Annotated in this window: 14 protein-coding genes; 6 read left to right on the forward strand and 8 right to left on the reverse strand. The window is 37.2% G+C overall.

The annotated features are described in order from the left end of the window. The first annotated feature begins 55 nt into the window (after window positions 1-55). The 3 genes from ACST14_RS07460 to ACST14_RS07470 all read left to right on the forward strand — a co-directional run bounded on the left by ACST14_RS07460 (window position 56) and on the right by ACST14_RS07470 (window position 2679). Window positions 56-1228: a CapA family protein gene (locus ACST14_RS07460; protein ID WP_459462164.1), complete on the forward strand. Its 1173-nt coding sequence runs from the start codon at window positions 56-58 to the stop codon at window positions 1226-1228. 7 nt (window positions 1229-1235) lie between these two features. Then, window positions 1236-1649: an Lcl C-terminal domain-containing protein gene (locus ACST14_RS07465; RefSeq protein WP_459462166.1), complete on the forward strand. Its 414-nt coding sequence runs from the start codon at window positions 1236-1238 to the stop codon at window positions 1647-1649. Window positions 1650-1785: 136 nt separating this feature from the next. Next, complete coding sequence (locus tag ACST14_RS07470) at window positions 1786-2679, forward strand: hypothetical protein (RefSeq protein WP_459462168.1); 894 nt, start codon at window positions 1786-1788, stop codon at window positions 2677-2679. A gap of 115 nt (window positions 2680-2794) precedes the next feature. On the opposite strand, the gene ACST14_RS07475 is transcribed toward ACST14_RS07470, so the two are convergent. From ACST14_RS07475 to ACST14_RS07500, 6 genes are all read right to left on the reverse strand, one after another. Beyond that, window positions 2795-4141, reverse strand: coding sequence for a Gfo/Idh/MocA family protein (locus ACST14_RS07475; RefSeq protein WP_459462170.1), 1347 nt, complete (start codon window positions 4139-4141; stop codon window positions 2795-2797). A gap of 26 nt (window positions 4142-4167) precedes the next feature. After that, complete coding sequence (locus tag ACST14_RS07480) at window positions 4168-4836, reverse strand: FISUMP domain-containing protein (protein WP_459462172.1); 669 nt, start codon at window positions 4834-4836, stop codon at window positions 4168-4170. A gap of 173 nt (window positions 4837-5009) precedes the next feature. Then, window positions 5010-5879, reverse strand: coding sequence for a hypothetical protein (locus tag ACST14_RS07485; protein ID WP_459462174.1), 870 nt, complete (start codon window positions 5877-5879; stop codon window positions 5010-5012). Next, entirely contained in the window at window positions 5879-6214 is a 336-nt protein-coding gene (locus ACST14_RS07490) for a hypothetical protein (RefSeq protein ID WP_459462176.1), read from the reverse strand. Before ACST14_RS07490 ends, ACST14_RS07485 begins: the two co-directional genes overlap by 1 nt. A gap of 262 nt (window positions 6215-6476) precedes the next feature. After that, the gene (locus ACST14_RS07495) at window positions 6477-6989 is read right to left on the reverse strand and encodes a fasciclin domain-containing protein (protein WP_459462178.1); all 513 of its coding nucleotides are present in this window, start codon (window positions 6987-6989) and stop codon (window positions 6477-6479) included. A gap of 86 nt (window positions 6990-7075) precedes the next feature. Beyond that, entirely contained in the window at window positions 7076-8371 is a 1296-nt protein-coding gene (locus tag ACST14_RS07500) for a carboxypeptidase-like regulatory domain-containing protein (RefSeq protein ID WP_459462180.1), read from the reverse strand. A 57-nt stretch (window positions 8372-8428) separates the two neighbouring features. Between ACST14_RS07500 and ACST14_RS07505 the strand changes: the two genes are divergently transcribed. Both ACST14_RS07505 and rhuM read left to right on the forward strand, forming a co-directional pair. Beyond that, a complete protein-coding gene (locus ACST14_RS07505) occupies window positions 8429-9865 on the forward strand; it encodes a sulfatase family protein (RefSeq protein WP_459462182.1) in 1437 nt (478 codons plus the stop codon). A 282-nt stretch (window positions 9866-10147) separates the two neighbouring features. Next, window positions 10148-10366 (forward strand): RhuM family protein, encoded by a 219-nt coding sequence (gene rhuM / locus ACST14_RS07510; RefSeq protein WP_459462184.1) that lies wholly within the window; start codon window positions 10148-10150, stop codon window positions 10364-10366. On the opposite strand, the gene ACST14_RS07515 is transcribed toward rhuM, so the two are convergent. Both ACST14_RS07515 and ACST14_RS07520 read right to left on the reverse strand, forming a co-directional pair. Continuing rightward, window positions 10363-10752, reverse strand: coding sequence for a DUF2237 family protein (locus ACST14_RS07515; protein ID WP_459462186.1), 390 nt, complete (start codon window positions 10750-10752; stop codon window positions 10363-10365). The two genes, rhuM and ACST14_RS07515, sit on opposite strands and share 4 nt — an antisense overlap. Before the next feature lie 42 nt (window positions 10753-10794). Further along, the gene (locus ACST14_RS07520; RefSeq protein ID WP_459462188.1) at window positions 10795-11694 is read right to left on the reverse strand and encodes a histone deacetylase family protein; all 900 of its coding nucleotides are present in this window, start codon (window positions 11692-11694) and stop codon (window positions 10795-10797) included. A gap of 408 nt (window positions 11695-12102) precedes the next feature. On the opposite strand from ACST14_RS07520, the gene ACST14_RS07525 reads away from it, so the two are divergent. Beyond that, the gene (locus ACST14_RS07525) at window positions 12103-13065 is read left to right on the forward strand and encodes a hypothetical protein (RefSeq protein ID WP_459462190.1); all 963 of its coding nucleotides are present in this window, start codon (window positions 12103-12105) and stop codon (window positions 13063-13065) included. The last annotated feature ends 12 nt before the right edge of the window (window positions 13066-13077 follow it).

Here is a 13077-nt window from a genome sequence, read left to right on the forward strand (position 1 = left end):
CAATAAATTGCTAATTTCAAAGGCAATGTTTAATTAAATCTGAAAACAATTTATAATGAAACATACACCTACCATCCTTAAGCTAACCGCTTTTTGTTTCTCCCTTTTTGTATTCACTTCCTACCGTTGTTCAGAAGTTTCTACCAGTGATTCCCCTAAAATAAGTCAAAAGAAGGCCGTCAAATATGATACCGTATCCTTAGCTATAGTGGGTGATTTAATGTGTCATGCTCAGCAATTTAAACTGGCTAAAACAGATTCCGGATATGATTTTAATCCCACCTTTGCGCCGGTTAAAAAGTATTTAGCAGATGCTGATTTTACGCTGGGAAACTTGGAAACTGTTACCGCCGGACCAGCCCTAAACTTCACTGGTTTTCCTATGTTTAATACGCCTGTTCAATATCTTGACGCGCTTAAAAATGCTGGTTTTAATGTGCTGACTAATTCAAATAACCATTCGTTAGATCGTGGATTTTTAGGGATTGAAAGGACAATAGCTGAACTTGATCAGCGTGGTTTTTTACATACTGGAACTGCTCGATCTTCTACTGAGCGGAATACTCCCTTAATTCTGAAGAAGAATAATACTAAATTAGGTGTCTTAGCCTACACGTATGGTACAAATGGAATTCCTATTCCAGCTGGTAAGGGGTTTTGCGTGAATGTGATAGACACCCTGCAAATTAAGAAGGATATAGAAAATTCTAAGAAAGCAGGCGCTGACGTAGTTATGGTCTTTGTTCATTGGGGTAATGAGTACCAAAGATATGCTAGTGATGCCCAAAAGATGGTGGAGAATTACATTCATAAAAATGGAGCACTACTTGTTTTTGGCTCGCATCCACATGTTTTACAACCCACTTATGTTAAATCAAATGATCTAAAAGCTGGTTTTACCATTTTTTCTATGGGGAACTTTGTGTCATCTCAACGTAAGCAATTTACGGATAGCGGAATTATTATAAAAATGAAGTTGCTGAAAAATGTAACCACAGGCGAAGTCAGTATTCTAAGTTCTAATTTTATTCCCACCTACGTGAGTACGCACAAAGGATTTCGAATCCTACCCGTTCGTGATGCCCTGGAATCCATCAAAAATAAGGATGTGAATCACTTGACATATACGAGTAGCCTAAGTGAACAAGCCCGCCTGCAGGCGGTTTGGGGTGAAACGACTAAGCATATGACGAATGAGAAGGTGGGTTTTACGGTGCTTGAAAAATAAAATCACAATGAAAAAATTACTACTCTTCCCATTCATGTTTATTACCTGTTTTTGCTTTGCGCAATCAGCTAATGACATCATAGGTAAGCCTATTAAAATAGGTAATTTATTAGTTGCGCAATACGATTTTCCAGAAGAGATGGGTAGTATTGAGGCCGAGAAAGTGTGTAAAAAACTGGGAAATGGCTGGAGGCTACCTTCCCTCAATGAATTAAAGTCTATCTATAAATCAAGTGTAAGGCAAAATCTGGCAAGATTCGATATGAAGCGAATTTATTGGAGTGGTACGCTTTATGCTGGCAAAATACCGCCACCATCCATTTCTTTAGATTTTAGTTCCGGTGAGGAAGATTGGAGTGATGTGTATGACCCGGATAATTTCCCTAAAACTAGAGCAGTCAGGTCTATATTAAAGAAGTAGTCAATTAATTTTTAAAGAGTCCCCTAGCAATAGGGGGCTCTTTTTGAATTATACTAACTCAGCATAATTTTATTTTTAGTTTCAAAAAGATATCTATATTTTTGAATAAATATATAGCAACTAAACTTTTACAACTATGAAAAAATTATTGCTCCTTTCCTTACTAGTTTCAAGCTTTTGCCTTCAGGCGCAAATGGTAAATGATCCGTCGTTTGATTCTAAAGTGTTACAACCATTCTATAAAAACAATAGCGGCCCTAAAGTATTAATTGATGGCGGGCACCATAATTTTTTTGTACAAAAAAGTTTAATGAATCCTTTCGTTGACTTAGTTAAGTCAGATGGATATAATCCACAAATAGATTCGTTGCCTATTACGAAAAAACACCTTGCAACCTATGGTGTAGTTGTACTGGATGCTGCTTTTCCTTTTGATTATGGAACGAAAAGAGAGCTGGGGGATATGAAGGCATATTCGACGGAAGAAATAGAGCTTATATACAATTACGTAAATAAAGGCGGCTCACTATTAATTTTAGCGGAAAAGTCCCCTATGATTAATGCGATGGAATCCTTATTAAATAAATTCGGCATCACTGCGAGTTACGGAACTATTGCTGATACGCTTTACCAGGATAAGAAATTTGGCAAAAATGTAATCCATTATTCGAAAGAAAATGGTAGGCTAACGGGTGATCATCCCATCTTAAAGGGACGCAATGCGAGTGAGGAAATTAATCACATTGTGATGATTACGGGAAGTGCCTTTAAAGGGAAGGGCTATACGAATCTTTTACCTACGTCTAGTGCCGCGCAAATGGGAAATGCTGGAGTTTTTACGCCTGTTGAACAGGGATCTTCCATGGGTTTGGCAGGGAAAGTAGGCAAAGGTAAACTGGTCGTTCTTTCAGATACGGAGATATTTATTGCCATGCTTTTCTCAAAAGATAAGGTAAAGGTGGGGATGCAAATGCCAGAATATGATTTGAAGCAATTTGCCCTTAATATCATGCATTGGCTTTCTAAATAAGATTTTAAGGTTCGATAAAAATGATATTAGATAGTCTATCTACTTTGCTATTCGTGCCGTTAATTAAAAAAACCACCTCGTTTGAGGTGGTTTTTTTAATTAAGTTTATATCTCCTTACAATTTAGGCTCCCAGCCTTTCTCATATTCACGTCCCCAAAGCTTCATGCCATCCTTATCCAAAATATGACCGTCGGTCGGGTTAACTTGGAATGATTTCCCGATGCGGTACGAAATATTGGCATAGTGACACATCATTTGGCTGATGGCGCCTTCTTCGATGGGTGAATTTAATTTCGTTTCTTTGCCACGAATGACGTTGAAGAAATTGGCCACGTGCGTGTCCGTCATATCTCCGCCGCCACCTAGGGTATTGCCAGCCTCAGATCCGCTTGATTTGCTATCTTTTATTTTCTTTCCTTTGCGGTCAAAAAGTGTGTAACCTTCTCTGTTAACAAATACAGAACCTTCGCTTCCATAAATAATGGTTCCGCGATCGCTTCCATAGGTTTTGTATCCTGAACGGCTTTTACCATCCCATTGGATGACTTTATTTTCTGGGAAACGGAAAGTGGCGTCCATGGTGTCGTACATGGTCCAGCCATCATTTTTGAAATGACGTTTTGCCGCTTCTACTTCTACCTTTTCTGGGTATTTTACTTGCAAAGCCCAACGAGCTACGTCTAATTCATGCGTTGCATTATTACCCGTTTCAGCCGTTCCCCAATGCCATCCATACCAGTGCCAATTATAATCCCATGTTTCTGAGGTGTATTCACGATGTGGTGCAGGTCCTTGCCATAAATCCCAATCCAATCCTTCCGGGATAGGCGCCTTTTTTTCGATAGGTACCTCGCCACGCTCATTCGAATAGAAAGCAAGCGCTTTGTATACTTCACCGATGGCTCCATTGTGAATTTCAGCGATGATATCTTGGGATTCTTTAGCAGAGCGTTGTTGGTTTCCCATTTGCACGACTTTGCCGTATTTTTTCTGGAATGCGACGAGTAATTCGCCTTCGCGTGGATTTTGGCTACATGGTTTCTCGATGTATACGTGCTTGCCTGCTTGCATCGCCATCCACGTACCTGGCGCGTGCCAATGGTCCGGAGTAGCATTAAAGATGGCATCTACGCTTTTATCGTTCCAAACTTCATGAATATCATTGACTAACGTAGCTTTTCCCGTCACCTTGCCTAGTAAATCGCGTCCTACTCTATCGCGCTGCTTTTTCATTACATCGCAGATGTAAGCAACATCCACATTGTTCTTTTGATCTTTTAATGCCGCATAATAGGCGCTTACTCGACGTCCGCAACCCATTAATGCCACATTCAGGCGATCATTTGCGCCGATGATTCGGGAATAACTTTTTGCACTAAAAGCATTGTGGATATTTCCTAAGCTCAGGCCGGCGGCACCCAAGGCAACTTGTTGGATGAATTTTCTACGATTATTTTTCATATTGTTATTTGAAATAGGTTTAAAATCTAATTTTTTATGCAGCGGACAGAAACGCCTACGGCTCTTCCACCGCCATCTGTTATTGCAGTTTCTGAATCGAAATAAAGTCCTCGGGCGTTTTCACCTTCCACGGTGCTAGTCCAATAATCCCCACTAAAACCACTATCAGTCACTTGACCATCGCCATTAGTCCGGTAGCCGGTTAAAGGAAGTTTTAGAGGTGATAAAATGGCTCCTTTTGCATTTTTACTTGTCCAAGTGGCTATTTCCTCTTCAAATTCGGCGGACGTGGGTAATCTAAAACCGATTGGACAAGGATTATTAACTCCCTTCACACCTTGCCATAAATTTGAATTTTGAACCTGAAGCCAATCATTCGGGCTTTTGATGGAAAGGATAAACCTGGAATTATCCGATGAATTAGTTGCGATTAATTTTTTCGATGTTTTCGAACCTCTTAACTGATGCCCATCTGAAGAACGTCCCCACTGATATAAATGCCCAAAAGAAGTAGGCTGCGAACTTGCATTAGCCTCTTGCGTGGCCCCTAAATTTCTATCCATCCAAATTCTACCTGTTTTAGATTTAACCTCCACCACCAGGGTACCCTCCTTACCAGTTACCTGAGCTACTATATGTGGAAAATGGCCTAAAAAACAGATTAGAGAAAATAGGATATAACTAAATGGACGCATCGACTTTGGAATAAATACATTTGATTAGTAGTGTCTCAAAAGTACTAAATAAAGTGAAAATAATGCAACGTTATTTAACGTTTCTGAATAGCTGATTTATCGTTGAAATCACTCCCTCTATTACTAGTGGCCTCTTTGTGTATTGGGGCTATATAAAAGGGCTTGATAGTAATTTACATGCTCGAATTTTTTCGATTATTGATTAAATAGTAGGCCAAAATCGAGAAGGCAAAACCCACAAAAATTAGAAAATAATTAACGGGTTTTTCGGCTGTTAGTGACATCCGGAGCAAGATGGTCGTGATGATAAAACTTGCGTTTCTGAATATCAAATTAAATGAAAAATGATACATGAAGGAAACGATAAGTAAAAACACATCTATGAAAATCATGACGGTGAAAAATTCACTGTAGAAGATGGTATTGGGATTAGGGTATTTGTGATTTGATTGCATAGCTGCAACCACTTCCTGTATCCAAATGGATAAACTTGAAAAGCTTAACACGAACAAAATGATCATCATCAAAAAGGACATAATTTTCTTGATGGCCACAAATTGCTGAATGTCATTAATGGCATCAGAACGTTGCGAATTTTTGTAGAGTTTGTAGTATAACATCGTAGCCGCCAGCATCACTAGGGAGGCAATTAAGTCGTATACGAGACTTAGTAAATGGACATCTTGGATGGAAAGCGCTTTGCCAAAATCTAAATCTGCAATGTCATGAAAAAAGCTTCGTAGGGTGATTAGGGTAATTACTTCAAATTGCTTTCCTATAAACTCTGAAATAGATTTAGGAATAATGATGACTAATAATAAAACCTCATAAAATAATATAAAACTAAATGGCGTATAGATGGCCTTCAGGTAACTATGCTGGAAGTCTTTGAAATAGTGGAAGTTATTTGCTAAAAATATGATTCCTAAGTGTAGAACAAAGGCAAGCAACGCGAGCCTCAGGATAAGAAGTTCCACGATTCTAATTCGCTTAGGACTTACCAGGCGATCGAACAGTAGGCTATATTTAGCTAAAAAATTCATTAGATAGCTTTAGGTTTTTGCTCCTCTTTACTATTAAGATCTATTTGATCTTTAACAATTTCCTTCAGCGAATTATCAAAATAAACTCCATCTGATTCCATGTCCGCAATGTTACGGTGCATAGCTTTGTAGATTACTTTTTTTTCGTCTTTAGTCAAAGATTTGTTTGCTGCCAGATTTCCTACGAAATTAACTAGACCAGCTCGGGGACCTGATTCTTTTTGGAAAACATAGGTCTCACTCTCCATAACGGAGAATTCTCTGTATACCGCTATAATGAACACGATAAATAAAGTCGATATCACTGCGGTGAGTAAAATAATATCAAAGTTCATTATTTTTTCAATTTAGAGTTTATAAAATTCAATAAACCAAGGATTGTAGGTGGCCATAATCCTATAAAAATTGCCTTATCCTTGTCGCCAACAACTAAATAAAGGTATTCACTAACAAAAATGGTAATCAACACAACAACGACAATTAGGATCTCTGAGGCTTTGAAGTTTTTAAACATGACGATTTATTAAGTTTTAAACTGATATAATAAAATTAAAGCCACAGAAAATCTGTGGCTTTAATAAAAAATTAACTTTAATCTTATTTAGGAAGCACAACTGTATCAATCACGTGTACGATACCATTTCCTGCCTTCAAATCCGTAGCAACAACCGTAGCTGTACCACCTTTTTCGTCAGTCAATATCACTTTTCCGTTTTTTAACGAAGCTGTTACTGTACCTCCACTAACTGTTTTCAATGATAAAGATCCGTTAGCAGCAGTAATAGCTTTCACTACTGTTGCGGCATCGAATGTACCAGCAATAACGTGGTAAGTAAGAACTTTAGCCAATGTCGCCTTGTTCTCTGGCTTTAATAAATAATCAACAGTACCTGCTGGTAATTTAGCAAATGCTGCATTTACAGGAGCAAAAACCGTAAAAGGACCTGCGCTCTGTAATGTCTCAACTAATCCTGCTGCCTTCACAGCTGCAACTAGAGTAGTATGATCTGCTGATCCTACAGCAATATCTACTATTGTTTTTTGAGCGTTTGATGCAAAGCTCAAGCCGATTACGGCCATTAATGTTAAAGCAATTGATTTTAATTTCATTATTGTTTTTTTAGAGTACAAGTCTATAACTAATTAATAATGAAATAGTTTTGAAAATATTTTGCGAGACAAATTACGGATTCAATCTAATCCACCAAACCCTCATTCAACGCTTTCTTTTGAATTTTGCGGATGGCTGCCTCAATCGATTTTTCCGGTTCTATGATATTATATACTCCCCAAAAATCGGGGTCAGACAGACTGGAAACTTTATCGGACATAATTACGTTAGAGTTCAATTTCTGCGTGTTTTGAATTTCTTTTTTATCTAGTTTTTTCCAATCGGTGATGGCCATTTCCACTGTAGTACTGTAGACGGTGTTGAATATTTTTTTAGCCCAATTTAATTTAAAGTTCAAATCCGCACGAGAATAGGCAAAAATCCATTTACCATCTTGTTCTCGGTAGTTTATTTGATAGCGGACCTCTGTAGGATAAACATCAACGCCAGCCGGTTTTTTGCGTGTAAATAGACGCCCTGCCTTGTTTTTATCTTCTACATTTAGTGAGAAAGATGCGCTTATGATAGCCAAACTTTTCGCATCTATAAACATTTTCCCAAAGTAGAGTGGGTCTTCGTAGGTGGATTTTTGTTTGAAAGCTAAAACCAACACTTGGTTACCATTTATTTGGGTAATATCCTCTAAATTAAAATCATATAATTCGAATGCATTTTCTGAAAATATATTACTAGGATATTTGATGATATCAATGAATAAGGCGGAAAAAGGTCCCCCTTGTAATTTAAAATTCAGGGTATCTAATTTTGAGTAATCCGCATTTTTTCTACCCTTAAAAAGATTGATTTGGTCTTGCGAATTTTCTGAAAAGGGCAGCTTCTGAATTTTAACGATGGACTCAGAAAGGGAGACATAGCTCCGCCGTTTTTTAATTGTTTCTCGATAAAACCCCGTCATTTGAAGAGGGTCATCTCCATAATTTTCTGATCGATTATTTAATACCCCTAAATATATATTTTTTACATCCCTCATTTTTACCACCACTTCTTCCAGTACGGTATTGCTTGGTTCTAAATACAATACATTTTTTTCTGGCTGTAATTCTGTGATGGAAACAACTTTATTTTTGTAACCTAAAAATGAGATGATCAGGCTTGAATTCTGCTTGTCTGAAGGAATCTTAATGGAGAATTTCCCTTCACTATTGCTAACGGTAGAGATGGTGGTTCCAGAGACGGTAATACTCGCGTAGATTAGTTCATTTCTTGTTTTACTGTCCAAAATTGATCCTTTGAATTGCTTGAACGAACTCGAATCTGCCGTGTTATAGCTCGTGAAGTGAGCTTCTGATGACAGTGCCGCTAAAAGGAGGAGAAATAATCCTATCAGTCCTCGAAAATACAAGTGTAGGTTAGTTTTCATATGTATGACTCAAATATAGTTTCAAAATGATTAAATTGAAAGATTAAACTTGATAGTATGAAATTTTCTTTAGACATATTTAAAAGCCGGTATGCCGTTATGGCGTATATATTTTTATTTCCTGTTTTGCTATTTGCCCAAAATAAAAAGCCCAATATTATCTTCATACTAACCGATGATCAACGTTGGGATGCGCTTGGCATTGCCGGTAATGCTATTATTCAAACACCTCAGATGAATGCATTAGCTAATTCAGGCAGTTATTTTAAAAATGCATTCTCTACAACACCTATTTGTGCAGCAAGTCGTGCTTCCATATTAACAGGTTTATATGAACGCACCCATGGGTACACTTTTCAAAAACCTAGATTAAAACAACCATATGCAGAAATCATGTATCCTAAACTGTTAAAGGATAATGGTTATCATGTTGGTTTTTTTGGAAAATTGGGAGTGATTCTAGATAATCCTAATCAATATTTTGATCAAAGTGATTTTTATGATCGTGGCGCAAGTGCAGATAGGCGTGGATATTTTTATAAGAAGCTAGGAGATGATACCGTTCATTTAACTCGTTTTTCTGGCCAACAGGCACAAGAATTTATAAAGAATGCTCCATCAAACAAGCCTTTTTGTCTTTCGGTTTATTTTAGCGCACCACATGGACATGACCCATCTAAGGAACAATATTATTGGCAAGAAAAATCTGATTCATTATACAAAAATAGTGCGATTCCGACTCCTGTTTTAGGGGATAATAAATATTTCGACAAATTACCAACAGAAGTACAAAATGGCTTTAATAGGGTAAGGTGGAAATGGAGATTTGACACACCAGAAAAATACCAACAGATGGTAAAGGGATACTATCGCATGATTACTGAAATTGATGATGAAATCGGGCTTATACGTAAACAATTGAAGGAAAAAGGGGTAGAGGACAATACAATAATAATTGTGATGGGTGATAATGGCTATTTTTTAGGTGACAGGCAATTAGCAGATAAATGGCTGATGTATGATATGTCAATTCGAATTCCATTAATCATTTACGACCCAAGAATAAGTAAACATGCAGCAATTGATGGGATGGTTTTAAATATCGATATCACTAAAACAATAGTTGATTTAGCAGGTGTAAAAGTTCCTAAAAATTATCAAGGAATGAGTTTAGTGCCATTTCTAAAAAACGGGAACATATTATCAGAAAGGAAGGCTATTTTAGTGGAACATCTTTGGAAAATTCCAGATATTCCTTCTAGTGAAGGGATTAGAACTGAACGCTGGAAATACTTTCGTTACAGACTGATTAAAGCGCCCGAAGAATTATATGATTTGAAGAATGATCCACTCGAGAAATATAATCTTGCAGCTGTGCCTAAGTATGCAAAAACACTTGCACAATTGAGAAAGCAATGCGAAGAAACTACATTGAAATACCAATCCGAAAAACTTTGTCCGGACGACCCTTTTATAGAGGATAAAAAATTCTAATTATGACGAATTAGTGTGTCATATAAGGTCGAGGGATTGCTTCTCTATTTCAAAAATAGTACATTCCGACATAATTGAGTTTAATCATGTGCGACATTAACGGCCCCTTTAAGTTATGTACCTGCGAATCTAGTGCAGATCGATCGAAGTCACATTGGGTGCTGCATCGCCATTTACAAGGCAGGGAGAAGACCGAAATGATGGGGGAATTCAGTACGCCTGATCCTTATACCACGATTTCTGAGCGAAGTCTTCAGCGTAGATTGAATTCGGGGAATGTATATGGCCGATTGGCTTCAACGTTTAGATAGCATTTTGCAACTTAATGGACGCGAGCTATTAACTCACGCCGGAAAAATAAGCCATGAATTTGCATTAAATAAATCTGGTGAGGAATTTGACAAATATAAAATCAATCAGATTGCTCATGAAAAAGAGCAAAGTTTAAAGGAGATAGAGGAGGATATTAAGCGATTAGGGAAGATGGGGAATAATAGTTAGCCATTTTTCAAAGGTTGATACTCAAACTTCATCAGCTCCTCCAGTGAGATATACTCTAGGGTCTTATGATGTGTCGCCTTTAAAAGGATGGGAGGTGCTACATTAGCTTGATAGGCCTCTATCCATCTAGATACACAAAGGCACCATTTATCTCCCTCCACTAAACCTGTAAAGCCAGATGCGGGATAATCTCTGGTCAAGTCATTACCCCTGCTTTTTGAAAACTGTAAAAATTCATTGGTAACGACGGCACAAACCGTATGTGTACCTCTATCGTTCATACCCGTGTTACAGCACCCATCTCGATAGGCCCCCGTCATCGGACTTGTCCCACAAACCAGTAAGGGCTCGTTGAAAACATTCAGAGAATTATTAATTGTAGTCATGTGGGGATTTTTATTTTATACACTTAAAGCTATGTTTTTTAACTAAAATAATCTAGCAGCTGCTCTAAATGTATTGCAATGGGCTTGTAAGATATCATTGATATCCGGTGAATAGCCACCACCCATAGCTATTGCAACGGGGATCTTATTATCATAGGCTATTTTTAAAACAAGTTCATCTCTTTGCTTACATTCATCTATACTGACATTAAACTTTCCAAATTTATCTGTTAATAAAATATCTACTCCTGATAAATAAAAAATAAAGTCGGGTTGTACTGTATCTAATAATGTCACCAATGTCTTATCTAGAATTTCTAAATACGCCTGGCCCGTAATGCCATCTGGGAGTGGTATATCTAAGTCTGATATTTCTTTATGAAATGGATAATTATTTTTGCCATGCATACTAAAAGTAAAAACCCTAGACTCTTTTTCCATGAGTTTTGCTGTGCCATTACCTTGATGAACATCTAAGTCTATCACTACTATTTTTTTGGCTAAATTTCTGTGAAGAAGATAATTTGCAGCGATTGCTATATCATTTAAGAGACAAAAACCTTCCCCTCTTTCGGCAAATGCATGATGTGTTCCTCCCGCGATATTTAATGCACATCCATGTTCTAAGGCAAATAAGGCACAATCAATAGTCCCTTGGGTAATCACTAATTCTCGTTCAATCAATGCTGGAGACTGCGGAAATCCAATTTTTCTTTGTTCTGAAGGACTTAATTGTTGATTAACTAATTTTTCATAGTAATCTACATCATGCGTTCGTAAAATATCCGTTTTATCACACTTATTTGGGACAAATAAATTATCCCGACTGATAGTACCCTCATGAAGTAGTTGCTCAGGTATAAGCTCATACTTTAACATGGGAAAGCGATGTCCCTCTGGAAGCTCATGATAATAGATTGGGCTAAAAGCGATTTTTATCATACTAGATAAGCAGAATAGATTTTTTAAAATCCTGTTCAATAACTTCCAAAAAAGGGAGAGGGTTAAACCCTACTCCCTTTATGTAATACCAAACCAAAATATTATGGTTGTTATTCTATGAGCAAAATATTGTATTAAACTATAGACAACCTACTATTAGAAACCGATAATTTTACAAAAGGTTTGTAAATGCCAATTTATTTGATTTAAAGTCTAAAACTTCGTCTAATTGCAGGAAGTTTTATTCCTTGAAAATGACAGATTGTAATAATTTGCGGTTTATCATTTAAGACGGATGAGTTTTTCAGTAAATTATGTGCCAAAACATTCTTTTTTTTTACATATTACATTTAAAAAATTGTACATTTTTAAAATTGGTTGATCAGCATGCGATTTGTTTACTTTTTTATGAGTTTGTGCCTTTTATTAGGTAGTTGCCAAAAGGAGGAATTACAAAATTTGCCGGAAGTCTTTACTAGAGTTCCGACCGATATTTCATTAAAGTCGGCTACTTTGCAAGGAGAAATAATCGACGAAGGATATTCATCGGTGTCGGTAAGAGGTTTCGTTTACAGCAATCGGGAGCAGAACCCATCTTTGAATGATTTGAAAGTTGAAATGGGGCCAGGTAAAGGACTTTATACAGTTGTTTTGGATAAGTTGTTAATAAACACTAAATATTACTACAAGGCCTATGCTACTAATTTAAAAGGGACATCCTATGGGGAGCCAAGAAGTTTTACTACGTCCGACTATGCTCTATCGTCGTTAACTACTGATGTTCCTAAAAGTATTGGTTATACCACGGTTAACTTAGGGGGCGTTGTGACAAATGATGGGGGAGGTAATGTAACAGAAAGAGGATTTGTGGTCGGGGAAAATCCAACGCCTACTATATTAGATTTAAAATTCTCCGCATTAACGGGTGGGCTTGGTGCCTACTCATTATATATTACTACATTAAGGGAGAGTACAAAATACTATGTTCGTGCTTATGCCGTTAACGAAAAGGGTGTTTCCTATGCGAACACACATAATTTCACAACAGCCGACATAGTGTTACCAACGGTTATTACAGAGATGCCATTGATAGTTACGTCTAATTCAGCTAGAATTAGTGTAGTTGTTGCAAATGATGGTGGATCAAAAATTAAGGAAGTTGGTATTTGTTACGGTCTAAATCCCAATCCTACGATTTCAGATAGTAAGATGCGTTATGAGCTGGATCTGGGGACTTTCACAGTTGACATCCGTGATTTGCGAGAAAATTCAACATATTATGTTCGATCTTATGCGGTAAACTCGAAAGGACTTGCCTATGGTAATGAGCAAAGTTTTAAAACACTAAATGCATCGAGTATTCCAAATTAACCCCTACTTTTT

The sequence above is a fragment of the Aquirufa sp. A-Brett2-15D genome, from assembly GCF_054558735.1.